Genomic DNA, 24,013 nt, shown 5'->3' with positions numbered 1-24,013 from the left:
TGCCCCACGGCCACCGCCTCCCCTGCAAGCAGCAGCGTCCCATGTTCGGGCAGCGCGGTGATCGTCACCCCGGCGAGCGCGTCGCCGTCGGCGTCGGCAAACGGGAACACCGTCGCCGGCAAGGGCAGGCGACCGTCTTCGTCCACGGTCAAGCGCTCAGGCTCGCTCGCGAGCGGCAGGTCGCCACTGACGGGCGCATCGGGCACAGGCTGGACCTTGATCACCGCACGATAGTCCGCACTGGACAATCCGGGCCCGCCCTGGTCGCCGCTGTCGTCCCAGACGCGGAAGCCAAAGCCGTCATTGCCGTAGAAATCGGCCTTGGGAACGTACTCGAGCCTGGCGAGCTCTGCAGGCAGGAGCAGCTGCCCGGCTCGCACCGCCTCACCGTCAACCGACAGCGTGCCGTTCAGCGGCAGATCAACGATTGTGATACCCCCCAGCGCGTCGCCGTCCGCATCGGCAAACGGGAACACCCCGGCGGGCAGCGCCAGGCGAGCGTCCTCATCGACCGTGAGCCGCTCTGGCGCGATCGCCTGCGGCAGGTTGGCGCTCGTGGGCGCGTCGGGCTTGGCCACGACGGTCAAGGTGGAGCTGGCAGCCCCTACCGCGCCCTCGGGATCGTGCGCCGCCACCGTGATGCCGATGCTGTGGTCGACGTTGGCACGCGAGCTGTTCGCGTAGGTCCATGCCGACAACAAGGTCTGGAACTCGCCCACGGTCGCCGTGGGCGCCGTGGGCCGCACCGTGTAGACCTCCGTCGTACCCTCGCTGACACGGCTGATGGAGAACAGGGCGCTGCCACCGGCAAAGGTGTTGATGAAGTCGCTCGGTGGGCCGTCCGGGTTTGCGATGGTGACCACGACCTTGCTGAGCAGGTTGTTGCTGTCCGGGTCGAGCAGCCGCAGCCCCGGCAGCAAGGGCACGTAACCGGTGCGATTGACTGCCTCTCTGAACTGCCCATCGGCCACACTCACGCTCGGCGCGGTGTTCGTCGGTTCGATGACGATGCGCTTCTCGAGCGAGACGGAGCTTGCATCCTCGCGCACGCCGTCGTCGTCGAGGTCGGTGACGCTGATCCGCACCGTGCGCGAGTACTGGCGCGGGTCGGTGTCGAGGTTGTCGTAGTGCACGCTCTCGAGCACGCGCGCATAGGTGTCCGGTGCGGCCACACCCGACACGGTCAGGCGCAGTTCGCCGACCACACCATCGGCACCAGGCCTGAACACGAGGCGCGCCACCAGGCTGCCATCGGCGGGCAAGGCCACGCTCAGCCGGTCCAGGGTTCCCAGTGCGTCCGCCGCACTCGCTGGCGAGTCGCTGATCCACACCGAGGCCTGCGTGAGGTTCGCGCTGTCCGCATCCCTTATCGTCAGACTGCCTGGCGCAAACAAGGCCAGCGGGGCACGTGATGCCGGGTCGGTCGGTTCGAAGAAGCTCAGGCTCACCGGGCTGGTGTCGCTGATCACCGGAGCGTCGTTGAATGACGACAGCAGCAAGGGGCGCGAGACCATCGCCTCCTGGGTACCGTTGCCCAGCGTGAAGCTCAGATTGCGCACGCCTTCCACGGGGTCCTGCGATACGTTGGCGTAGCGCACCAGCGCAACCGTGTTGCGCAGGAGCTCTTCGGCTTCTTGCGGCGTGTTCTCGGCGAGCAACTGTGCCGACAAGGAGAAACTGATCACGCCAGCGCTCGGGCTGGAAACGACGAACCCGCTTCCGGGTCCCAAGCTCGGCGGCACGATCACGTCGCCCGCGCTACCGTCTTCCAGTGCGACGACGGCCCATATCGCAAAGCCCTCATCCAGGACCGGCAGCTCCGATGGATCAATCACCGCGCGGTAGCCATCTCCCTCCCGGTACTGGATGCCCGACAGCAACTGAGTGGCGGAGAACGTGGCCATGCCCTCATCGAGCAGCTCGAGCGCAGCCAGGAACATCGCACCGTCGGCGGCCGTGTCGTGCTGTAAGTCAGCGCCAGGCGCCTCATCGGTGCCCGGACCGGGCGCGTCATCGTCATCGGGCGAGTCTGCCTCACGCGCCTCTGCGAGCTCGACCATCAGCGCCGCATCGAGCACGATGCGCTCTTCGAGTGGAACCAATCGCAACATGCGTCAGCTCCTCAGCGACGGGGCCACCCAGCAGTCGAGGCCCCTGGCCTTCAAGTCCCCGCACAACCTGCGTGCCTCGGCCTCGGGGAGGTGGTGAAAGCGCACTCGCTGCAGGGTGCGACCGCGATCGGTCACCGGCCTGACGGTGGCATCACGACTGTCGAGCATGCGCAGCGACAGCCCGCGCACCTGCGCCAGAATGCTGTCGGGTGCCCCCGGCTGGACAAACGCCCCAACCTGGATGTCCCACAGGTGCGCGCCCGCAACCTGATGCGCCGACAGGCTTCCACGCCCCTCCGTGGTGCTGGGGAACGACTCGGTGAGCGTGGGGGTGACCGCCGCGCTCGCGAGCACCATGGGTTCGGGATGGATGGGGATGGCCACAGCGGTCGGCGTGTGCGCGCCGGCGTAGTCTGCGGCTGCCTCGCCACCGGCTTCACCTTCGCCGGGCGTGGGGGTGACGGCCTGGCCTTGGTAAAGCATATCGCCCAGTTCGACCAGATTGCTCTGCCACATGTCGGGCGCAACCCCCACCGAGGCAAACAGCTTGGCATAGGCGGTGAACAGCTCGACGACCGCCTCGTCGCGACGCAACTTGGTCGCGAGGTTCTCGAGCAGGCGCTGCGTGTGCTGCATGTCCGTGGCCTGGCCCGCGGTGCGCAGAACCTCGGTCATGCCTTCGATGTCCTGCGTGATCTTGTAGCTGTCGTCCATGAGCAGGAAGCGGTCCGCCTTGATGGCGTAGTCGAGCAGCCCCAGGTGCACCTGGGTGATCACCGACGCGGTGACGAGCACCCGGTCGGCCTCGCCACGCTCGACTGCAAGCTCCCGTGCCTCCATGCGCTTGAACTTCGCGGGCAGGGCAAAGAGGTTCCAGCTCAGCTCGGCGCCGATCGCGTTCCAGGTGTTGGTCTGCAGCAGCGCGTTGTCGTCGTAATGGCGGCCTGCAAACAGGCTCACACCCGGGAACAGGCTGAGCATCGCGGCACGCGCATCCTCCTGCAACATCAGCGCCTGCAGGTCGTTCTCGAACAGCACGGGGTGGTTGCGCAGCGCGACGAACTCGAGCTTCTTGATATCGAGCTCCGTCGGCTTGGGCAGCATGTTGATGACGGCACGCAAGTCCGGGCGCTGCAGGCGCAGCTCCGTGCTCTGCTTGAGCCCCATCAGCTGCACCAACTCGAGCCGCGCCGTAGATAGATTGCCGTGCAGCTTCTGGATGGCAATGGAGAGCTCGATGAGCTTGAGCTGAGCTTCCTTACCCGCGAGCAGGCTCACGCTGCCATTGCGCATGGATGCGCTCAGGCGCTCGTACTGGCGCTCCATCTGGCGCTTGACGTTGTAGCTGTATTCGAGCGCGTCCTCAGCCGCCGCGGCCCGCCAATAGGCCGTGATCACGTCGAGGGCGATACGCTGGCGGATCTTCTCGCGGCGATACTCGAGCTGGGCTTGCTGCATGTCGGCCTGGTTGCTGCGAATCGATGCCGTCATGAAGTCGAGCACGTTCCAGGTCAGGCTCAGATCGGCCGTGCGGCTGTTGCGTGGCTCGCTGATCGAGCTCGTACCCAGGGAGGTTCCGTCGGCACCGACGGCGGACTTCACCTCTGGGTCGCTGCGCCGCAGCACGCCCGCCTCTGCGCGAAGCTCCGGCAGCATGTCGAGCTTGGCCGCCACGCGCTCGCGCGAGGCAATCTCGAGTTCGTACTCGGTGACACGAAGCTCGAGGTTGTTGCGCAGGGCGATGTCCAGCACCTCCTCGAACGCGAGCGGATGCGCGGGCAAGGCGTCGCCGCGCAGGGAGGCCAGCTGCTCGAGGTCCTTGGCGAGGTTGGCCTCGCGCTGCGCGGCACGATCGAACTGCAGCGAACTGCAACCTGTCGCCATGACAAGACCGGCAAGCGCCAGGCAGAAGAACAAGGGGCGAGGACGTGGAGACGACATGAATCAACCTCGTTCGTTGGATTGCCAAATCATTACCTAAACGCGAGCCAGTTTATGTATGCTTACCTCATCCACGCCATTCACAGAACTCACCGTTCTCACGATTCCATAACAAAACCTTACCTTTCCATCAAAAATCGACCACTCCCTTGCCTGCGATGCCCAACGCTACCGCCTCGCGCCCACCGGACGTACGCGCCGTTGGCGTGGCCCTGATCCTCGTCCTCCTTTCGCTCGGCGCACTCGGCATACTGAGCGCCGCAGCCTCCACACCCCGCGTCGAGACGATCCGGCTCGGCAGCGACCTGCCCTTCGAACTTCTTGTCGATGACGATGGCGCACTCGACGCACAAACCGTGCTCACGCTGTCCAGCACGCAGTTTTCGTCGCATGACGGCCCGCTGTCGCAAGGCTACACGCGGGCGGTGTCATGGCTGCGCTTCAACCCGCCCGCCCCGCGGCCAGGTGGCGCCCCCTGGTGGCTCGTCGTCGCACCGCCGTATCTCGATCGCCTCACCGTGTTCGTGCCCGGCGCAGATGGCTACACCCGCATGGAGACCGGCGATCTGCTGCCCGCAAGCGCACGCCCGGTGCGCGACCGCCACTTCGTGCTGCCCATGACGCCGGACAGCACGCAACCCATGCTGATCCGCCTCGAGACCACGAGCGTCAGTCTCCTCTCCGCTTACTTCACCTCGCCCGAGGCCTTCGTCAGCCAGCGCGCCAGCAGCAGCTTCCTGTGGGGGCTGTACTTTGGCATTGCCTGCGTCACCACCCTGCTGTGCATCGGCCTGGGCTTCATCCAGCGCTCACGGCTGATGCTGGCGGTGTCGGCCCTCGGCGTCGCCTACCTCATGGTGGCGAGCACCCAGGGCTTCACTTATGTCCTGCTGTTACCGGACCGCCCGCTGCTCGCCCACCATCTGACCAGCATCAGCACCCTGCTCACGCTTGCCGCGCATCTGTGGTTGCTGCGCGAGGCCCTCCTCACCCGGCAACACTTCCCACGCACGGACAAGGTGCTGCTTGCCGGCGGCGCGCTATTCGTCGGTGCGGTGACCGCCCTCCTGCTCGGTCTGTACGGCCAGGCGATGACGGTGCTGATGACCCTGAACGCGCTGATCCATGGCTTGGCCGTCGCCACCGCGCTGCGTCTGACCTGCCTCAAGGGCGTGTCGGCGGGCACGAGAGCGATCGCGATCGCGGTGTCCATCACGTCAGCACTGGCGATCCTCGCGGCGCTCAGCGTGCTCGCCGTGGTACCGGTGTCTCTGACGCTGCTCCACTTGTGGCAGTACGCCATGCTTGGGCTGATGGTCGCGATCTTGCTCGCCAGCGTGCATGAGCTGCGCATGCAGCAGCAAAGACTCGACAGCCTGCAGGCCGAGCGGCTGGGCGCAGCCGAGGCCAGGCGCCAGCACCTGGAGGATCGCGTCAAGGAGCGTACCGCCGCCCTGCAGCACGCCCACGACCAGCTCGAGCGCGCGCTGCGCGACGAACGCCATGCGCAGTTCAAGCAACGCCAGTTCCTGGCCATGGTGTCGCACGAGTTCCGCACGCCTCTGTCGGTAATCTCCGCCGCCACCGGCAACCTGGCCCAATGCCCCACGCCCAGTACCGAGGCGCTTACCCACCGCCTCGCGCAGATCAACCGCGCCACCCGCCGCCTGACCACGCTGACCGACAACTGCCTGGCCGACGCGCGCTTGTCAGCCGCAACGCTCGTCATCGAGCAGGTACCGACCGACCTCGCGGCCTTGCTCGAGAATGCTGCCGAGCTGGCACGTCTGTCGTCTCGGCAGCTCGTGCAGGTAAACATCGAGCCCGGACTGGACACACAGTGCCGCTGCGATCACGCGCTCGTCACCATCGCGCTTTCCAACGTCCTGGACAACGCCATAAAATACGCGGCCAACAGCCCTATTCATGCCCGCCTCACCGCGGCTCAGGATAACTTCATCCTGACCGTCAGTGACGAAGGCCCCGGCATCAGCCCCACCGAAGAGGCGAGCATCTTCGGGCGCTACGAGCGCGGCAGTGCGGCACACAATGTGTCAGGCTCGGGGCTTGGCCTGCACGTGAGCAGGGAGATCATGCGCGCCCACGGCGGTGACCTGTGCCTCGTGCACACCGGCGGCGCAGGCGCCACCTTCGAGTTCAGTCTGCCGCGCCGGCCACCAGGTACGCAGGCACGCCAGGTCACATCATGAACATGACGACACTCCATATCGCGATCGTCGAGGACAACGACGACCTGCGCGACAACTTCGAGTTCTTCCTGCGCAGCAAGGGCCACATCGTGTGGGGGGCCGCCTCCGCCGAATCGTTCAGGCGCCAGCGCCAGGTCACCCGGACCGACATTGCGCTGGTCGACCTCGGCCTGCCGGGCGACGACGGGCTCTCCATCATTCGCGAGCTGCAAGCGGAACCCACATGCGGGCTGATCGTGATAACCGCACGCGGGGAGATGCAAACCCGACTCGAGGCCATGAGCGCCGGCGCCGATCATTACCTGGTGAAACCCGTGGATCTGCGCGAACTCTACGTGACCATCGAGGCCACCTGGCGTCGCCTGAGCGCCTCGCCAAAGCCGTCGCTACCCCGCAACGACGAGACGCTCGCAGCAGAGGCTGGACAGCTCTGGCGCTACAACCCCAGCGAACGCACGCTGACCGCGCCGAACAACTGCCAGCTTCCCCTCTCGAACACCGAGAACCGGCTGATCGACCTCCTCACCGCTCACGCAGGCGAGCTGCTGCCAAAGCCGCAGCTTCTGCACGCGCTGTATAGCGGTGAAGATACGAGCGACTTCCATCGCGTCGAGGTCGTCCTCAACCGCCTGCGCCAAAAAGCCCGCCAGCTCGGTCTGATGCTGCCGATCCGCGCGGTGTTCGGCAAAGGCCTGGTGTTCGCTGCGCGCTGCAGCCGCGCCAAGCCCTAGGGCGCGCTGTGGCCGCGCTCTTCGGACGAGCGGTACGAAGGTTCGTGCGGCATCTCGGCGGGACGGCTTGCGGACGGTATGTCTGCGTCGCTGTGCCCCGGCAGCTCGTCGAGCTGACCAGTGCCCCAGGCCCGCAAGCGTTTCCCGGGCTTGAAATGAACGACACGGCGTGACCGGACGTACACTGCCTGCCCGGTGCGGGGATTGCGCCCCATTTTCCCCGGCAGGACGTGGGTGCTAAGGACGCCGAAGTCACGCACTTCGAAACGGCCTCCAGCGGCAAGCCGGCGCTGGATCTCATCGAGAATCACGGCAACCGAAAGCTCCACATCCCTGCGCGTCAGCGCCGGAAACCGACATACAAGGCTATCCACCAGATCGCTCTTGAGCATCTACGCTGCATCTCCCATCAGACTACCCTGGCGCTCATGAAAATCATACGCACAGATCCTCGGTCGGCCAGAACCCTTCAGCGCGCTCAACGCGGCGCATGATCGCGTCCGCACGCCGGCCGCGCACGAACAAGCCCTTGTCGCTCAGCCCAGCGGGGCGGAGCAAGCGACGCTCAAACGGGTCGTAGTCCGCGGGCTCGAACCCGTGGCGCTCGAGCAATGCGCAGACACGGTGCCAGCGTGGCGCCAGGCCCCGACACCCGCGCCCCGTGCCAACGATCACGGCATCCAGCCCGGGCCGCTGCAAGGTCAGCTGCGCGCCTCGCAGGACCTCGAGCTCATCGCCACAGACGTCCACCTTGAGCACCTGCGCCACGTCATCGCCCAAGGCCTCGTCGAGCCGCTGCAGGCGGACCACGCCTTCCCCCTCTGCGCACGGATCCGCCCGCAGCCTGCCACCCGCGGCCGCGGGAAAGTAGCCCCGGCCGCTGGCGTCCGAGACCCCGATCCGCCTGCACTTGACAAGCCCCGCGAGTTCATTGAAAGCCACGTTACGCATCAGCGCCGCCGCCGCCGCCTCCGCTGGCTCGAACGCCGTCACCCTGGCCGCGGTGACAGCGGCCGCAAGCACCGTGTAACTGCCCACCCCGGCACCGACATCGACGAAATGCTCCGCTGAGCGCAGGTAATGCGCCACGAAGCTCATTGCCGCGAAATCCTTGAGCACGAGCAGGCGCAAACCTGCAGCCTCGCGGCTGCGCCGCTCGCAGAACAGCCAGGTGTCGTTGGCAAACGGGAGTGGAAGTGGAATGGCGCCGACGGCCAACCTGCATGTGACCCAGTGCGCGAACATTCGCGCCATCGCACCCGGGAGATCAGCCCGATTGACGGGATGCCTCCAAACGCGCAAGAGCATGCAAGTCTCCGTTCCACACGATGCCGCGAGTGCTCGTCGCAGCGCCTCGCGACGGCGGGCTCATCACGCCCGCCGTGTTCTTCTGTTTGTATAGTATTACTTTACACTACATTACTTACTTTTATACATGAGGGGCGTTGCCCCGTGCAACACGATCGACTACGCCTTACGACGTGTCGCCGTTGAATACATCTGCGCAATGGCATCACCGAAATGAGCCGCGAAGCGCTTCGTATTGAAAAGCGGCCCGTCACGCAGCCGTTCCCTCAAGCCCGCCCTTATCGACTCGAGCGCGCTGATGTCCGATGCGAACTTGACCGCTTTCCGCACGTAATCATCCTCGTTCTCGGCGATCCACTCCGGCAGCCCAGCATTGTGAGCGATTGACTCACCAAGGTGCGACAGAAACCGCTCACCCTTGAGCGTAAGAATGGGCACCCCCATCCACAGCGCATCGACCGAGGTCGTACCGCCAGGGTAGGGAAAGGTGTCCAGGACCATGTCGACACGATTGTATGCCGCGTAATAGCCAAGCGAGGGACTTCGTCCTTCGAGGATCAAGCGCTCCGGCGCAACCCCATGGCTGCGGAACCTCGCCGTGACGTCCTTGACAACCTGCGGGTCATCAAGTTGATGACATTTAAGGAACAGCCTAGCGCCAGGAATCTGATTCAGGATGCCGGCCCATAGCCGCAGGACCCTCGGCCCGGCCTTCGTCATGTTGCCGAAACAGCCGAAAGTCACGACCCCGTTCGCGCGCGCGGGGAGCGCGCCGACGGCCGGCGCGTGACCAGGCGGCTCGCGACAGAGCCAGGTCTCGGGCAGCCGCCACAAGCTCTCGGTAAAATGATGCGCTTCGCACTCGGGGGCCACATAGGGGTCACCGATGAAGAAATCCATCTCGGGCACACCGGTGCTCGCAAAATAGCCCAGCCATGAGGCCTGCACCGGAGCCGGCTTGTAGGCGAACACCGGTAGGCGGTTCTTAGCGGAATGCCCGGAAAGATCGATCAGAACGTGAATGCCACGCTGTTGAATTATACGCGCAGCTTCAAGGTCGTCCATGCCGAGCAATGACGTCCAGTCGGCAAAATACGGCCTGATACGCACCGTCAAGTCGTCGCCCTTGCTCGCCATGGAAAACGCATGGAGTTCGAAACGCGCAGGATCGAGGTGCTTGATCAAACCCTCGGAGAAGTAGCCGACGGGATGGTTATTGAAGTCACCCGATACAAGGCCAACCCGCAGCCGCTTCGTGCCGATCGTCACCCAGTTAGTAAACTTTGGTTGCGCACGCGTGCTGACAATTTCCCCGTACCGCTTGGCCTCATCGAGCAACTCGATCGCCGGTGATGATTCATAATAATTTAGACTGAACAATAGGTTGCTGCGAGCCTCGACGAAGGTCGGCCTCAAGGATATGGCCTTGCGAACGCTCTCCGCACCGGCGCTGAGCTGTCCGAGCCGCTCGAGGACGCCACCCAAATTCATGTGGCATTCGGCACGATCGGGCGCAAGGCGTATCGCTTCGCGAAAAGCCGCCTCGGCAGCCTTTAGCTGCCCAAGGTCCTTAAGCAGATTGCCAAGGTTGTTGTGCGCCTCGACCAAGCCGGGTTTGAGCCTAATCGCCTCACGCAGACTGCCTTCGGCATCTTTCAGCCTACCCCACTCCTTCAGCACCACACCCAGGTTGCAATGCGCTTCCGCGTAGTTGCGATCGATGCTGATCGCCTCTCTAAGACACTCCTCGGCGCGCTCGAGGTCGCCAGCACGCTTGAACGCATTGCCCAGACCGTTATGCGCGGCCGCTACCTTTGGGCTCACACGCACCGCCTCTCGGTAACTCGCCTCGGCTACATCGAAGCGGCCGAGACGCTCCAGCATGATACCAAGGTTGCAGTGTGCCTCGGCGTAGGCAGGCCTGAGCCTGATCGCAGCCTGAAAGCTCGCCAACGCAGGCTGGAATTCCCCCCGCTTCGCAAGCACCTCGCCCAGCCTGCAGTGGGCCTCAGCAGCGTCGGGTTTCAGTCGAATCGCCTCGTGGAAACACGCCTCTGCCTCCAACCAGCGTCCAAGCTTGCAAAGGAGGTCGCCAAGATACAGGTGCGCCACGACGTGCTCGGGCCTGAGGCGTATCGCCTCCCGATAGCTCGCCTCCGCAGCCTCCAGTTCCCCCAGGTCCATTTGGGTCTTGGCGAGATTGCTGTGTGCTTCGGGATCCCCAGGCGCGAGACGTGTCGCCCGCTTCATCGGCTCGAGTGACGCGCGGACCTGCCCGCGCAGCCTGCGCACCCCACCGAGCGCCTTCCAGCCGAAAGGATGATTGGGGTGTCTGCGCGTTAGCGCAACGGCGTGGCGCTCCGCGGCCTCCAGCTGCCCCCCGGAAAACAGGCGAATGACCTCGTTGATCTCATCCTGCGTCGGCACTTGCGGCTGCATGATCGCGCCACCGCTGTCGCCCACTGTCACGCGCTCGAACTGCGACCGAGTGCCCTTGCTCTTCCTCGCCCTTACCATCACCACTCCTTGAGCCTGCGACCGCAGCCTCGCGGACCACCATTGGGTCCGAAATTAACCAACAGGCTACAAACCTGCCCAAGAAAAAAAGCATGCGCCGTTCGGGACTCCGCATAGTGCTCGGCGCCGCTTCAAGCGGCGGGAACACCGACAGCTTCCTCACATCTAGCGAAAGGTACAGTTCGATTTTATGGTATCTTTACCTATACTACCATCGGTAAGTGCGGGATGGGCGTTGCCTTGTCGGATGCGACTCCGCGCGCACGGTCATACACACCGGGTACCGCGTGCCAATACGACGAGCAAAAGACCAAACGGAAGGCATCATGAAAGCCAGACGGGCAAATTACGACGACGAACTACATGGCCAGGCGAAGGCGCGTTCGACAGAGCCGATCGAAGAACGAACACAGAGCTTCGCCTCATCGGCCACACCGCTACGCGACGATGCGCAAATACCCCAAGGCCCACCGTCTCAGTATGCACCCGCCAACGAGGCGCTCGCCTTCGGCTGCGTGGTCGTCGGCCGGGACACGCAGGTGTCCGGCACCCTCCAGGTCCCCGGCACCCTTCGCGTCGAAGGCCGCATGGCAGGCAGGGTGGAGGCCGACGAGGTCATCATCCTCAGCGGGGGCACCATCAGCGGCGAGATCACCTGTGGTCACGCAGTCATCTTCGGTACGTTCAGGGGCGATCTTGATTGCACCGAGGAGCTCGTGGTCATGCGGGATGCGGTGGTCGAGGGCGACCTGCGCTACTACAAGCTCGTTCGCGCAGAGACGGGCGCGCGTCTGAACTGCACGCTCAACTATTGCGAAGAACCCGCTCCCATCCACAACATGGCGCCCGCAATGGACAGGATCACGCCCAACTTCGACAACCTCCCGCCCGGGCTCGAGAAGGAAGACCACGAGCTGGCGAAGGAAGTATTACCCTTGCCGACAACGCTCATGTCACGCCTCTTCGGCTCGAGCAAGCCGCATTGAGCTCACACCCCACACCGTCATCGACCGCAGCACTCAAGGAACAAGAACACCCATGACTCAATACCAGGACTGGGAGGCCGGCTCCCTGATCATCGGCGAAGGCGTACGCTTGAATGGCAAGATCGAAGCGCCAGGTACCGTGCTCGTCAATGGCGCGATCGACGGTGACATCTCGGCTCAGGACATCCGTATTGGCGCCTCCGGCAGAGTGAGCGGCAGCCTGTCGGGGCAAAACATCGACCTCGCAGGCCAGGCGGGGCAGTCGATTGCAGCGGTCAAACACCTGGTGATCCGCTCGGGCGCGACGGTGACTGGCAACATCAAGTACCAGACCATCGAGATCGAGAGTGGCGCGCGTATCGAAGGCAGCCTGGAGAGCAACGACCGCGTGGAACGCCCCAAGGCATCCAACCTGATGCGGGGCTGAAACCAACGCTGGATGCCATCGGCAGACGCCATCGAGACATCCCTTCAATTCGACGCATACGCCCAGATGTCAAGACTCATCGTCCTCAGCCTCGCATTGCTTGCCGCACATGCCCAGGCTCAGACCCCCTCGGTCGGCTGGAGTAACAGTTACGCCTTTCCCGGCGTCTCACGGCACCAGACAAACATGAACCAGGCCGACATGATCGAGAAGAAAGAGTCTGGCTACTATGACAATATCGGACGTAATACCACCTATAACAACGTCAACACGTTCAACACCAACACCATCGGCTCGATGACCGAGGCCACCGTCACCATTACCGGTGACGCGAACACCGTATCGACCTTCTCGACCAACGCGGGTGGCCAGGACGGCTCGATCAGCGTACAAGAGATCGGGCTCAACCATTCCAGTTGGTCGAGCACCAAGGCCTATGGAGCGGCCGATTGACCTTAGCCGCACTGCGGGTGGGCGGTGCCCGTCTGCTATCCGCCATAGGCCTGCTCGCCGCAGTCCAGGGTTGTGGCACGGTCGGCGTGCCGACGGTCGCCCCCGAACGTGACGAGCCGCTCTTCAGCGGCCCGCCGATCACCGACATCGTGACCCCCTACGATAACGCCCTGAGCTGTCTGCGCGGCCGCATCAACACCGAGGTGTTGCGCTTCTCGGTGGGCTCCATCCTCGACGCCACCGGCAAGGAGCAACTCGCCGACGGCGGCACCGCTAAGTTCGTCACCCAGGGCGCCGGGGACATCGTACAGTCGGCGCTGTTTCAGGCCGGTGTTGTCCTGGTGAACCGGCGCGACCCGCGCATCATGGAGGCGGAGGCCAAGTGGGGCATCCGCGACACCAAGAGCCAGATCGCCAGCACCTTCTACATCACCGGCAGCATCAACAGCCTCGACTTCCTGCCCGGCAGCGGCTTCGAGACGCAGATCGCCGGCCTGGGGCCGCGCTACCGCCAGCACCGCATCCTCATCGGGCTCGACCTCTCGCTTACCGAAACGCGCACCGGCCGCGTGCTCGCCAACGTGCCGTTGCAGAAGCAGCTCGTCGCCACCGAAGCGGGCTTCGGCATCGGTCGCTTCTTCGGCAACACGCTGGTCAGCGTGGACCTCGGCAACAACCAGCGCGAGGCAGTGCACTTTGCCCTGCGCCAGATGCTCAACCTGGCCACCTTCGAGCTGCTCACGCAAATGATGAAGCCCGAGGAGTTCAAGGACTGCTACGCCCTGGTCGAGGCCGTGCAAGGGGTCAGCACCAACACCCCGAGCAGCCAGCGCGTAAACGCCTACCGCGCCAACCTGGCGCGCGCCGCGGCCGCGGCAGCGGTGGCGGCCGGTGCGCCTGCGGTCGCAGCGAGCCCCCCCGAGGCAGAGAGCGCCGCGGGGGACGGCGCCACCGTGCAGCCCAACGGTGACGACGGCCGCTCGAGCACTGGCGCAACAGCGCCCACCACACCCGCTGCGGACAACGGCGGCCTGGCCCCTGCGGCAGTGGCCGACAGCAGCTACTTTGCCGACGAGCAGTCTTCACCATCAGCCGCCGCCCTGCAGGTACTGGAGCTGCGCCGCAGCGGCGCCAACGCAGCCAACGGCGCGTCCAGCGGCGCGTCCAGCGGCGATCCGGGCGCTGCGAACCTGGCGCAGCGCTCGATCGACCCCGCGTGCCGTCCCGCCCGCGACAGCGAGGCCCCACGCATCACACCCCTGTTCGCACGGGCACCGGCAAACAAACTGCGCGTCACCAGCCCGCGCGCCGGTACGTTGTGCGTGAGCGACGGCAGCGGGCGCGACCGCGCGGTCGCGCTGCGCGCGGGCGAGGCCGTGGAGCTCGACGGCCTCGCTCCGTGGCATCTTTACATGCCCGGCATGCGTGCGTTGGAAATCAATTTCCAAGGTAACGCCCTACCGATACCATCCTTCGTAAACGATCGAATGGAACTGCTCGAGCGCAGATGACCTCTCGCGCGGTCGCCGCGCACCTGCGCAATCACGGCCCTCAAACGGTAGGTATGACAGCCCCCCAAGCATTCACCGGGCAGGATGGCGGGACGAGGCCGCAGCCGAAATTTATTCACTTGCTCTAAATCAATATTTACCTTTTTAATTGTTTACCTGTACCATCCGAGACGCGTGGTGTCGTGCGCGGTCGTGACTCGGTATCCCAGCCCGCTTGCGCACCAACTCGAGAATGGCCCTGTTCGCCAAGCATCACCCTGAACGTCCTCCGGGAACAGGCCGGCGGTCAACCCTCTATGGAGTACATGATGAAATTCCAGAAAACCGCGCTTGCCCTCGCCACGGGCATGGTCCTGGCTAGTGGTGCAATGGCTCAGTCCGTGATCAACGTGCCGACCTTCAGCACGACGTTCTTTAGCGACGGTGTCAGCGCCACGTCGTTCTCGGACATTGCCGCCGCGATCAGTGGCGTCTCTGGCGGGCCGAACGTCAGCGCACTTGCCGCGTCGATCAACGAAGCGGGCGTGTATGGCGCCATCACCATCGAAGGCGCCACGATCTCGTTCAGCGCCATCGAGAACGTGAACGCCACCGCCAACGCGACCTCGAGCAACATCGAGTCCGCCACCGCGACCGCCAAGGCGATCAACGGCAACAGCCTGTCGACCACCGTCATCGGTGTGATGAACACCGCCGACCTCGAGAACCGGGTGAAGGACAACCTCACCACCGACTTCGCCGCCCAAGGCATCGAACTCGGCGGCTTCTCCTCCGGCGGTGACTTCTCTGATCTCGCAGCGCTCGGTGACGTGACGACCCAACTCGGCGGCGTTGAGATGGTGAGCGCTTCGGTCAACGCGGGCAACATCGCCGGCAACATCGCCATCGTGGCCTCGAACAACACCCCGACCTGGTTCTTGAGCGAGGCGGCTGTCGCCTCGGTCAACCTGACCAACCTCGAGGCCTCCACCACCGTGATCGGCGCGATGAACACCACCAACGCGATCTCCGAGGTCATGCGTGACGTGAACCTGAAGACGGCTATTCAGGTGGTCAACGGGAATTAACTCCCCTTGACCGCTCGCAGCTTATCCCCGGCCCCCCTTCGCGGGAGGCCGGGCCAGGTTGCGAGCGCGATCACCGCGCCTCGCCGTCTGGACGAAGGCTGATCAGGGTAACGGCTTCACGGTCGGTCTTCGTCCGCTTCACCCGTCTCGAAGTGCCTGCGCGCCGCACGCTGCCGCTTGCGCTTACGCGAGAACACTTCGGCTCCGAGAAAGAGTGCCTTGGAACACGTCGCCCCCCTCGTCGTCGATCTTGACGGCACGCTGCTACGCTCCGACCTGCTCCTCGAGACAGGGCTGCTGTTCGTGCGTGACCAGCCCCTGCGCGTGCTCTCGCCGCTCTTCTGGCTGGCGGGTGGCAAGGCGGCGCTCAAGCACCAACTCGCCCACGCAACCGACCTCGATGTAACCCGACTGCCCTACGATCCGGCGGTGATTGCGCTCATCACCCGCGAGCGCGCGGCGGGGCGCAGGATCGTGCTGGCGACGGCGAGCCACCACCGCCTTGCGGAACGGGTGGCCGCCCACCTCAGGCTATTCGATGACGTGATTGCCAGCGACGGCAGCCGCAATCTCTCCGCACATGTGAAGCGCGACGCCTTGGTCGACGCGTATGGCGAAGGCGGCTTTGATTACGCAGGTAATGCGCGCGACGATCTGCCTGTATGGCAAGCCGCGCGCCGTGCCCACGTCGTCAATGCACCCGCTGCGGTCAGGCGCCAGGCAGACGCCCTTGGCAATGTCACCGAGGTGATCAACTCGCCGGCGGGTGGGCTGCGTGACTGGGTCGCCGCGCTGCGGCTTCACCATTGGCTCAAAAACCTGCTCATCTTCGTGCCATTGCTGGTTTCGCACCAGATCGTGGCATGGCCCTCGGTGACTCATGCCATCGTCGCATTTGTCGCGTTTGGGCTGTGCGCGTCGAGCGTCTACATCCTCAACGACCTACTCGACCTGCGTGACGACCGCCACCACCCCCGCAAGCGCGAGCGCCCGTTCGCCGCCGGGCGCCTGTCGATCAAAGCAGGCTTGGTCGCGCTTTCGTTGTTGTTGCTGGTCGCCTTTGGCCTCGCGCTGCTGTACCTGCCCACAGCCTTCACGCTCGGGCTCGCCGGCTATTACGGGCTCACCCTGAGCTATTCACTGTGGCTCAAGCGCCACATGGTGATCGATGTGATCACCCTCGCCATCCTTTACACCCTGCGCATCATCCTAGGCACGCTCGCCCTGGATCTGCCGATGTCGTTCTGGTTGCTCGCCTTCTCGATGTTCATCTTTCTGAGCTTGGCGCTGATAAAGCGTTATGCCGAACTCTATCAGCTACGCGACCGTAGCCAGGGCACGAAGGCGCGCGGCCGCGGCTACTTCATCGATGACCTGCCGATGATCGCATCGCTGGGCGCCGCCGCGGGCTATATGGCCGTAATGGTGCTGGCCTTGTACATCAACGACGCTCACAGCGCTCAGCTTTACCAGCAGCCGGAGTTCTTCTGGCTCGCCTGCCCGCTGCTCCTTGTTTGGATGACCCGGCTATGGATGCTCGCATACCGGGGGCTGGTACATGAAGATCCCGTTATCTTTACGATCCGCGATAGGGTAAGCCAGGGGATTGCGTTGATTCTGGCATTGGTATTCTGGGCGGCGCTATGAGCAGCGCAAGTCTGCTGTCGTGGGGACAATTCCCGCGCTACCCACAGTCGCCTACCGTCTGCCACTGGCCTGGGGCGCTCGCCCCGGCGTTCGCAAAGCTCGCCGCCGCCCATGGCAGTACACTTGCCTATGGCGCCGGCCTGAGCTACGGCGACAGCTGCCTGGCTGCCAGCGACCACGTACTCCATACCCGCGCGCTCGATCGCTTCGTGGCCGCTGACTGGACAGCCGGAAAGGTCACCGCGGAGGCCGGCGTGAGCCTGGCGGATATCCTGCGCATCGCGGTACCGCGCGGATGGTTCTTGCCCGTCACCCCCGGAACAAAGTACGTGACCCTGGGAGGGGCCATCGCCAATGACGTCCATGGCAAGAATCACCACCGCCGTGGCACCTTTGGCTGTCATGTCCGCCGCTTGGGCTTGTTGCGCTCGGACCTCGGGCGCATCGAGTGCTCCCCGCACTCACACCCCGCGCACTTCATCGCTACCATCGGCGGCATGGGGCTGACCGGCATCATAGAGTGGGCCGAGCTCCAGCTCGTACCGATCCGCAGCAGCCGCATCGACGGCCTCACCCAGCGCTTCGGCAACCTGGATGAGTTCTTTAGCCTCTCGACCGAGCTCGATGAAGCGCACGAGTTCTGTGTGGCGTGGATCGACTGCCTGGCCAAGGGCAAGGCACGCGGTCGCGGCGTCTATATGGCCGGTGATTTCGCAGCGAAGGGCCCCTTGGCCGTCGAAACCAAGCGCAAAGTGACCGTCCCATTGACGCCGCCCTTCTCGTTGATCAACGGACTGTCCCTGCGCGCATTCAACGAAGTTTACTGGCACAAGGCCCCCGTCACGCGTCGGCGATCCAACACCGGCTACGACGCTTTCTTCTACCCGCTCGATGCACTACTGAACTGGAACCGTATCTATGGCCGCCAGGGCTTTCAGCAATATCAGGCGCTGATCCCCGAGCACGTCGCCCGTGACGGCATCAGCGCACTGCTGGAGGCGATCGCCGCCTCGGAAACTGGCTCTTTCCTCGCCGTCATCAAGCGCTGCGGCTCGGTAAACAGCCCGGGCCTACTCTCCTTTCCCAAGCCCGGCACCACGCTGGCATTGGACTTCCCTCACCAGCGCGACCTTGGCGAGACGCTCTTTCCCCGCCTCGACGCCATCGTGCGTGAGGCAGGCGGTCGGCTCTACCCCGCAAAGGACGCCCACATGACCGGCGACGACTTCCGCCGCGGCTACCCCGCATGGCAGCAGCTGGAGGCACTCCGTGACCCAGCCCTGCTTTCACGGTTCTGGCGAAGGGTGACCCAATGAAGCGCATCCTGATCATCGGCGCCACCTCCATCATCGCAACGGCTTGCGCCCGTCGCTGGGCGATGCACGGTGCGACCTTCTTTCTGGCCGGACGGTCCCCAGAAAAACTTGCCGCTCTTGCCAACGACCTCACGGTGCGCGGCGCGCGAGCGGTCACGAGTGCGCAGTTTCTGGCGCAAGACACAGCAGCACACCCCGCCCTGCTGGACGCAGCGCTCGATGCCTTGGGCGGCATCGATGTCGTGCTCGTCGCCCACGGCAGCCTTCCAGACCAGACCGCCTGCCAGGCGGACCCTGGCTGCGCAATGGAGGCATTCGAGATTAACGCGAGCTCGGTCATCGCCGTGCTCACCCTTCTGGCAAACCAGCTCGAACGCCAAGGCCACGGCGCACTCGCTGTCATTACCTCGGTCGCGGGCGACCGCGGCCGACCAAGCAACTACGTATACGGCAGTGCCAAGGCAGCGGTGTCCGTGTTCTGCGAAGGCTTGAGAGCCAGGCTGCACAAAGCAGGCGTGTCGCTGAGCGATATCCGCCCAGGCTTTGTCGACACACCAATGACGCAGGGCATGGCACTGCCGGCCGCACTGGTCGTACCCCCCGACGTCATCGCCAAGCGAATCGTAACCGGGATCGAGCGTAATGTTGACGTGGTTTACGCCCCTGCGTTCTGGTGGGCGATCATGCTGGTCATCCGGTACATTCCGGCCGCCATCTACAAGCGCCTTACGCTGTAGACGCTCCGTCAAGTCAAACAACATACCAAAATGCGCTTCTTGAACCTAGCGATCACGATCGGGTTGACCCCAGTCATCTTCCTGATGGGAACCCGGCTTCTCGACGCTTACGATGAAGGGATCATCGCAACCGGTGCAATGCTGGTCAGTCAAGGCTGGATTCCGCACATAGACTTCTACGCAAATTACGGCCCTGCAAGCTTCTACCTGCCCGCGGCGCTCGCGGCACTGGCCGGCGGCGACCAGTTCGGCGTGCGCTGGGCCGACGCGCTGCTGCGCGCAATCACGGTGGTCTATTTTGCAGTCTCCCTGAAACTGCTGATCGGCGATCAATACCTCCGCAAGCCCGCATTCTGGTTACCAACCATCTCCGTGTTGCTGCTCCTCGCGAGCGTGAGATTTCATGGCTACCCCCTGTTCGCCTGCATGGCGATATTTTTCCCAACTGCCGCCTACCTCATCAGGAACGCGGCGGGCGAGCTTCACGTTGAGACTCTTCTGATAAGCGGCCTCTTGTGCGGGCTCTGCGCCCTCTTCCGATACGACGTCGGCTTCTATCAGTATGTAGCCATTTTTATATATTACATTCATCTTACGCAGACAAAAGCCTATGCACTGAAGGATACCCTGAGCAAGCTGGCCATCTTCTCGGCTTCCGCTGCCCTTCTCCCGTTCGCCTGGCTGCTTTATCTGTACGCTTCAACCGAAAACGGCATCGGCTTGAGCAAATTCATATTTGACATCATCACGTGGCCGATCGAAAACTACGCAAAATTCCGCGGTCTGCCGCTACCTTTACTGAACAGCGTCAGTGTATTTGTCATCTATCTGCCGTTGATTGCTGCACTGCTCGTCATTGTGGACAGCATCAGAAATAAAAAGATATCAATATTCCAGACACTCCTTTTGGCTGCGACCTTGCTGTTTTACTTAAAAGGCTACGTCAGAATCAGCGCCAACCACATCCTCGCCTCATTGATTCCGGCCATCCTGATGCTCGCCTACGCTCACGTAAGCACCAAAGGATTTGTGCGGCATACATCTGGACTATTGCTGCTGATATTCCTCACCTCGACAATCAAGGTCGCGACTGTCAATTTGACATCCGGCATCACAATATTCGCCCATTTCAGAAAGAGCGTGGCAGGCTACTTCAATGAAGAATCGAACGACACCCTCTCGCCAAGGGCAAGCAGCAACCCACTCGCGCGGGCCAACGAACATTACCGGAGAATGGTCAACCAGACCTTTCTCCTGAATATGAACCGTTTGAACGCGATCACCTATCTGAGGCAACGGGTCTCCAGGGGGGACCGCTTCTACAGCGGACTACCTCAGCACCAGAAGATTTTCGTCAATGACGTAATGGCCTACTCCCTCCTTGGTGCGCTTCCTGTCGGCCGCTGGCACCACTTCGACCCCGGCCTGCAGAATACGCATGCGATCCAGGCGCAGATGATCTCTGACTTCAAGGAAAACACTCCACAGTACATTCTGCTCGACGCCACTTGGGAAAACCATATCGAGCAGAACGACAGCCGGCTGTTCTCCGGGGTGGATCTCCTTGACGAATACCTTAGAGCGAACTATGTCGTTGATGTCTCATTTGGCCCCATATTCATCATGAAGCTAAAGGCCCAATGAATCCGCTGCGCACCTGAACGCGCAACGAGATCGGCGATGACTTACCACCCTCTGGCGAGTATCAAACTGATGTAAGCGTGAGGAAAAAAGATAACCATGACGAGCAGCAAGATCATCCTTACCGGTGGCGCTGGGCTAGTAGGTCAAAACCTGGCGATCCGCCTTAAAAATAGCGGACATTCGGATATCGTCGTGATCGATAAGCATCGTCACAACCTCGATATCTTGCGCCGTACTTTGCCGGAAATCACCGCGATTCACGCTGACCTCGCAGAACCGGGCGCGTGGCAAGCGAGCTTTGCAGGTGCCAAAGCCGTGGTCATGCTGCAAGCGCAGATTGGCGGCACCGACTACAACCAGTTTGTCCGCAACAACATGGGCGCCACAAAGCGCGTGATTGACGCGATGAGATCCCACGACATCCGTCACCTCGTGCATGTCAGTTCGTCTGTCGTCCAATCCTCTTCAAACGACTTCTATACGGACACAAAGAGGGCCCAGGAAATACTGGTCATCGAGAGTGGTATTCCGTGTACGGTGCTCCGACCGACACTGATGTTCGGGTGGTTCGATCGCAAGCACCTCGGCTGGCTGTCTCGTTTCATGAAGAGGGTCCCCGTATTTCCGATACCCGGAAACGGCAGTTATATAAGGCAACCACTTTACGTTGGCGACTTTTCCAAAATCATCATCAGCTGCATCGAGCAAAACATTACGAGCGGCATCTATGACATATCAGGACACGAGAAGATCGAATACATCGAGATGATACGAGCAATCAAACGCGCAACGGGTGCGCGCACGTTCATCTGTCGTATTCCATATCGTCTTTTTCACGGACTTCTGTGGCTTTGGGCTTGCTTCGACAAAAACCCACCATTCACCACGCAACAACTCGCCGCGCTTGTCGCCAGGGATGAGTTTGCAGTGACCGACTGGCCTGGAACCTTCGGAGTCCCCTGCACCCCCTTCGCCTTGGCGCTACAAGAGACCATGAACGATCCGCGCTACAGCAATGTGATCCTGGAGTTCTGACGTGTCAAAGCGCATCGCCATTCTCGGCGCAGGCCCAATGGGCCTCGCTGCGGCCTACCAGCTCGTGCGTGATGGCCATAAACCGGTCATATTCGAAGCCGACGACCGCGTCGGCGGAATGAGCGCATCCTTCGACTTTGGGGGGCTGGAGATAGAGCGCTATTACCACTTCCACTGCACTTCCGACCAGGCGTTCCTGGACGTCATCGATGAGCTTGGTCTAGCCCACAGGATGAACTGGGCAGAGACACGCATGGGCTACTGGTACAACGACTGTATCCAGCCCTGGGGCAACCCGATCGCGCTGCTGAAGTTCAAGGGGTTGAGCCTCCCCGCGAAAGTGCGATACGGACTGCACGCATTCATGGCGACCAAGCGCAACGACTGGAGTGCTCTCGACAAGATGGAGGCGGCGAGCTGGATACGACGATGGGTTGGTGATGAAGCCTGGGAAGTGCTCTGGCGACGACTGTTTGACCTGAAATTCTACGAATACGCCAACAACCTATCGGCAGCCTGGATCTGGAGCCGTATCCGGCGTATCGGTCGTTCGCGCAGCAGCATATTTCGTGAAAAACTCGGCTACCTCCAGGGCGGGTCACAGACTCTTTTGAATGCGCTGCAATCAAGCATCCAAACAGCCGGCGGCGAGATCAGGCTTAATTCGCCGGTACGCCGCGTAATCATCGACGACGCAAAAGTCGTCGCGGTACGCTGCGAAAGCCATCAAGAATCATTTGATACCGTGATCAGCACGATCCCTCTTCCATATATCGAAAAAATAATACCCGACCTCCCCACCGCCGTACTGCATCGATTCAAGGTGCTCAAGAACATCGCTGTCGTCTGTGTCATCATGAAGCTGAGCAAGCGCGTCAGTGAAAACTTCTGGCTAAATATAAACGACCCTGAGATGGACATCCCAGGCCTTGTCGAGTACAGCAACCTGAGGCCTCTGACAGACCATATCGTCTATGTGCCATTTTACATGCCGGGTGATCATCCTAAATACAAGGACTCGGATGAGGTCTTCATCGAAAAGGTCTCCAGCTACGTAATGAAGATCAACCCATCTATCCAGCTGCAAGACATCATAGATGTGCGCGTCAGCCGCTGCCGTTATGCTCAACCTATCTGCAGTCCAGGATATCTCGAGGGCTTGCCGGACGCCGGTTTACCAATAAAGGGGCTCTGGGTTGCAGATACATCCTACTATTATCCGGAGGATCGAGGGATCTCCGAGAGCATCCGGTTTGGTAGACGAATGGCCTTGCAGGCGACGGAATCCAACGCGCCAACCCGAAGCCAGCATGTTTAAGAACCAGTTTATGCGCTTCTTGGTCGCAGGAGCGATCGCTGCGACAGCAAACTACTCCTCACGCTTCTTCTTCAGCAGCTTCTTTAGTTTCTCGACAGCAATAGTTCTCGCTTACTGCTTCGGCATGCTCGTGGCCTTCATACTGATGCGTAGCCACGTATTCCCAGTGAGCAGTGGCAGTTTAGCAAGACAGCTTTCGAGCTTCGCAGCAGTGAATATCTTCGCTGTTCTGCAGACCCTGGCGATTAGCTTGACGCTAGAGAGCGTGTGGCTCCCGGCTATCGGTATCGTCAATCACACCGAGGCGCTCGCCCACTCCGTGGGTGTCGCGGCCCCCATAGTTACGAGCTATTACGGCCATAAATACTTAACCTTTAAATAACTGCTCACTCGCGGATAGCGACGGCTGCGCCTCTAGCTGCGAGGGGCAAGCTGCGACTATGCTTGCTTGAACTTTCTCGTCCGAATGTGCGCTCACTTAGCATGACTTAACCCCCTCTTGCCACGGATCTGCGGTGCACAAGCTCTTGGTTGTTAGATCTAAGCACCCTATACCGAACCAACGGCCTCCTTGGGCTGCAAGGGAACACCCTCTCAACAGCGCAACTTAGAGTAGATCCAAAGATGGAAAAGCATACAGATAGATGCGATAGCCCAACTCAAAATATTTGGAACTCTAGCTTGCAGGCGAAAAAAATCTCACGTCAGCACCGGATTAAAGTTTCGCTAGTCGTCCCGGTTCTGAATGAGTATGAGAGCGTCTCGACCTTTGTCGAGAGAGCACTTGATGCTCTAAGCAACGACTGCCTAATTGAGCCTGAAATCGTGTTCGTGAACGATGGCAGCAGTGACGCGACACTCGATCAGCTTCTGCACCTACAATCCGGCAATCCCGCCTTACGCATAATCGATTTAAGTCGCAATTTTGTGTTGACGCGCACTGAAAACTACCCAGATTTCGCGGGGTCTGCGCGCTGAAAAGTATCCAGGTGATTAACCTCCGCCGCTTCCGTCGAGGAGCGGGGAACAGAGGAGATGATCACCATGAATCTGC

20 protein-coding genes are annotated in these 24,013 nt (G+C 62.2%); 15 read left to right on the top strand and 5 right to left on the bottom strand.

Going from position 1 to position 24,013, the window contains the following annotated elements; translation table 11 throughout:
• Both P7F68_RS08840 and P7F68_RS08835 read right to left on the bottom strand, forming a co-directional pair.
• Nucleotides 1-2,111, bottom strand: a 2,111-nt coding sequence (locus P7F68_RS08840) for an Ig-like domain-containing protein (protein ID WP_277832430.1), incomplete at its 3' end; no start/stop codon positions are given.
• A gap of 3 nt (nt 2,112-2,114) precedes the next feature.
• A complete protein-coding gene (locus P7F68_RS08835) occupies nt 2,115-4,052 on the bottom strand; it encodes a TolC family protein (protein WP_083491413.1) in 1,938 nt (645 codons plus the stop codon).
• Nucleotides 4,053-4,210: 158 nt separating this feature from the next.
• On the opposite strand from P7F68_RS08835, the gene P7F68_RS08830 reads away from it, so the two are divergent.
• Together P7F68_RS08830 and P7F68_RS08825 are read left to right on the top strand one after the other, a co-directional pair.
• Nucleotides 4,211-6,262, top strand: coding sequence for a sensor histidine kinase (locus tag P7F68_RS08830; RefSeq protein ID WP_277832891.1), 2,052 nt, complete (start codon nt 4,211-4,213; stop codon nt 6,260-6,262).
• Nucleotides 6,259-6,993 carry a response regulator transcription factor gene (locus P7F68_RS08825; RefSeq protein WP_002937066.1) on the top strand — a complete coding sequence of 245 codons (735 nt, stop codon included), beginning with the start codon at nt 6,259-6,261 and terminating at the stop codon, nt 6,991-6,993. The genes P7F68_RS08830 and P7F68_RS08825 overlap by 4 nt, the downstream gene beginning before the upstream one ends.
• Here P7F68_RS08825 and P7F68_RS08820 read toward each other — a convergent pair.
• The 3 genes from P7F68_RS08820 to P7F68_RS08810 all read right to left on the bottom strand — a co-directional run bounded on the left by P7F68_RS08820 (nt 6,990) and on the right by P7F68_RS08810 (nt 10,770).
• Entirely contained in the window at nt 6,990-7,385 is a 396-nt protein-coding gene (locus P7F68_RS08820) for an HU family DNA-binding protein (RefSeq protein WP_002937065.1), read from the bottom strand. The genes P7F68_RS08825 and P7F68_RS08820 overlap by 4 nt on opposite strands.
• A 43-nt stretch (nt 7,386-7,428) precedes the next feature.
• On the bottom strand, nt 7,429-8,238 hold the full coding sequence (locus P7F68_RS08815; RefSeq protein WP_037982330.1) for an FkbM family methyltransferase: 810 nt from the start codon (nt 8,236-8,238) through the stop codon (nt 7,429-7,431).
• 222 nt (nt 8,239-8,460) lie between these two features.
• Nucleotides 8,461-10,770 (bottom strand): tetratricopeptide repeat protein, encoded by a 2,310-nt coding sequence (locus P7F68_RS08810; RefSeq protein WP_277832424.1) that lies wholly within the window; start codon nt 10,768-10,770, stop codon nt 8,461-8,463.
• A gap of 374 nt (nt 10,771-11,144) precedes the next feature.
• Here P7F68_RS08810 and P7F68_RS08805 point away from each other — a divergent pair, with 374 nt between their 5' ends.
• The 13 genes from P7F68_RS08805 (at nt 11,145) to P7F68_RS08745 (ending at nt 23,937) form a co-directional block, all read left to right on the top strand.
• Nucleotides 11,145-11,804: a bactofilin family protein gene (locus P7F68_RS08805; RefSeq protein ID WP_277832423.1), complete on the top strand. Its 660-nt coding sequence runs from the start codon at nt 11,145-11,147 to the stop codon at nt 11,802-11,804.
• 52 nt (nt 11,805-11,856) lie between these two features.
• On the top strand, nt 11,857-12,231 hold the full coding sequence (locus P7F68_RS08800; protein ID WP_002937058.1) for a bactofilin family protein: 375 nt from the start codon (nt 11,857-11,859) through the stop codon (nt 12,229-12,231).
• 66 nt (nt 12,232-12,297) lie between these two features.
• Nucleotides 12,298-12,684 carry a hypothetical protein gene (locus P7F68_RS08795; protein ID WP_157384623.1) on the top strand — a complete coding sequence of 129 codons (387 nt, stop codon included), beginning with the start codon at nt 12,298-12,300 and terminating at the stop codon, nt 12,682-12,684.
• Nucleotides 12,681-14,195, top strand: a complete 1,515-nt coding sequence (locus tag P7F68_RS08790) for a CsgG/HfaB family protein (RefSeq protein WP_277832422.1) — start codon at nt 12,681-12,683, stop codon at nt 14,193-14,195. The genes P7F68_RS08795 and P7F68_RS08790 overlap by 4 nt, the downstream gene beginning before the upstream one ends.
• Nucleotides 14,196-14,503: 308 nt before the next feature.
• The gene (locus tag P7F68_RS08785; protein WP_277832421.1) at nt 14,504-15,262 is read left to right on the top strand and encodes a hypothetical protein; all 759 of its coding nucleotides are present in this window, start codon (nt 14,504-14,506) and stop codon (nt 15,260-15,262) included.
• Between the two features lie 219 nt (nt 15,263-15,481).
• Nucleotides 15,482-16,909 carry a UbiA family prenyltransferase gene (locus tag P7F68_RS08780; RefSeq protein WP_002937050.1) on the top strand — a complete coding sequence of 476 codons (1,428 nt, stop codon included), beginning with the start codon at nt 15,482-15,484 and terminating at the stop codon, nt 16,907-16,909.
• Complete coding sequence (locus P7F68_RS08775; protein ID WP_002937046.1) at nt 16,906-18,225, top strand: FAD-binding oxidoreductase; 1,320 nt, start codon at nt 16,906-16,908, stop codon at nt 18,223-18,225. Before P7F68_RS08780 ends, P7F68_RS08775 begins: the two co-directional genes overlap by 4 nt.
• The gene (locus P7F68_RS08770; RefSeq protein WP_277832420.1) at nt 18,222-18,962 is read left to right on the top strand and encodes an SDR family oxidoreductase; all 741 of its coding nucleotides are present in this window, start codon (nt 18,222-18,224) and stop codon (nt 18,960-18,962) included. Before P7F68_RS08775 ends, P7F68_RS08770 begins: the two co-directional genes overlap by 4 nt.
• Before the next feature lie 30 nt (nt 18,963-18,992).
• Nucleotides 18,993-20,606 carry a hypothetical protein gene (locus P7F68_RS08765; RefSeq protein ID WP_002937041.1) on the top strand — a complete coding sequence of 538 codons (1,614 nt, stop codon included), beginning with the start codon at nt 18,993-18,995 and terminating at the stop codon, nt 20,604-20,606.
• Between the two features lie 96 nt (nt 20,607-20,702).
• Nucleotides 20,703-21,641 carry an NAD-dependent epimerase/dehydratase family protein gene (locus P7F68_RS08760; protein ID WP_277832419.1) on the top strand — a complete coding sequence of 313 codons (939 nt, stop codon included), beginning with the start codon at nt 20,703-20,705 and terminating at the stop codon, nt 21,639-21,641.
• A gap of 1 nt (nt 21,642) precedes the next feature.
• A complete protein-coding gene (locus P7F68_RS08755) occupies nt 21,643-22,959 on the top strand; it encodes an NAD(P)/FAD-dependent oxidoreductase (protein ID WP_277832418.1) in 1,317 nt (438 codons plus the stop codon).
• Nucleotides 22,952-23,341 carry a GtrA family protein gene (locus P7F68_RS08750; RefSeq protein ID WP_277832417.1) on the top strand — a complete coding sequence of 130 codons (390 nt, stop codon included), beginning with the start codon at nt 22,952-22,954 and terminating at the stop codon, nt 23,339-23,341. Before P7F68_RS08755 ends, P7F68_RS08750 begins: the two co-directional genes overlap by 8 nt.
• Before the next feature lie 242 nt (nt 23,342-23,583).
• Nucleotides 23,584-23,937 carry a glycosyltransferase gene (locus P7F68_RS08745; RefSeq protein WP_277832415.1) on the top strand — a complete coding sequence of 118 codons (354 nt, stop codon included), beginning with the start codon at nt 23,584-23,586 and terminating at the stop codon, nt 23,935-23,937.
• Nucleotides 23,938-24,013 lie beyond the last annotated feature (76 nt).

Source organism: Thauera mechernichensis (assembly GCF_029588855.1).
Taxonomy (GTDB): Bacteria; Pseudomonadota; Gammaproteobacteria; order Burkholderiales; family Rhodocyclaceae; genus Thauera; species Thauera mechernichensis.
The sequence above is the reverse complement of the archived record's forward strand: the minus strand, read 5'-3'. Positions and strand labels throughout refer to the sequence as shown.

What these genes read in the sequence shown, in the direction of transcription:
- P7F68_RS08835 (WP_083491413.1), bottom strand. Translation starts at nt 4,052, where the DNA reads ATGTCGTCTCCACGTCCTCGCCCCTTGTTCTTCTGCCTGGCGCTTGCC.
- P7F68_RS08830 (WP_277832891.1), top strand. Translation starts at nt 4,211, where the DNA reads ATGCCCAACGCTACCGCCTCGCGCCCACCGGACGTACGCGCCGTTGGC.
- P7F68_RS08825 (WP_002937066.1), top strand. Translation starts at nt 6,259, where the DNA reads ATGAACATGACGACACTCCATATCGCGATCGTCGAGGACAACGACGAC.
- P7F68_RS08820 (WP_002937065.1), bottom strand. Translation starts at nt 7,385, where the DNA reads ATGCTCAAGAGCGATCTGGTGGATAGCCTTGTATGTCGGTTTCCGGCG.
- P7F68_RS08815 (WP_037982330.1), bottom strand. Translation starts at nt 8,238, where the DNA reads ATGTTCGCGCACTGGGTCACATGCAGGTTGGCCGTCGGCGCCATTCCA.
- P7F68_RS08805 (WP_277832423.1), top strand. Translation starts at nt 11,145, where the DNA reads ATGAAAGCCAGACGGGCAAATTACGACGACGAACTACATGGCCAGGCG.
- P7F68_RS08800 (WP_002937058.1), top strand. Translation starts at nt 11,857, where the DNA reads ATGACTCAATACCAGGACTGGGAGGCCGGCTCCCTGATCATCGGCGAA.
- P7F68_RS08795 (WP_157384623.1), top strand. Translation starts at nt 12,298, where the DNA reads ATGTCAAGACTCATCGTCCTCAGCCTCGCATTGCTTGCCGCACATGCC.
- P7F68_RS08785 (WP_277832421.1), top strand. Translation starts at nt 14,504, where the DNA reads ATGAAATTCCAGAAAACCGCGCTTGCCCTCGCCACGGGCATGGTCCTG.
- P7F68_RS08775 (WP_002937046.1), top strand. Translation starts at nt 16,906, where the DNA reads ATGAGCAGCGCAAGTCTGCTGTCGTGGGGACAATTCCCGCGCTACCCA.
- P7F68_RS08770 (WP_277832420.1), top strand. Translation starts at nt 18,222, where the DNA reads ATGAAGCGCATCCTGATCATCGGCGCCACCTCCATCATCGCAACGGCT.
- P7F68_RS08765 (WP_002937041.1), top strand. Translation starts at nt 18,993, where the DNA reads ATGCGCTTCTTGAACCTAGCGATCACGATCGGGTTGACCCCAGTCATC.
- P7F68_RS08760 (WP_277832419.1), top strand. Translation starts at nt 20,703, where the DNA reads ATGACGAGCAGCAAGATCATCCTTACCGGTGGCGCTGGGCTAGTAGGT.
- P7F68_RS08750 (WP_277832417.1), top strand. Translation starts at nt 22,952, where the DNA reads ATGTTTAAGAACCAGTTTATGCGCTTCTTGGTCGCAGGAGCGATCGCT.
- P7F68_RS08745 (WP_277832415.1), top strand. Translation starts at nt 23,584, where the DNA reads ATGGAAAAGCATACAGATAGATGCGATAGCCCAACTCAAAATATTTGG.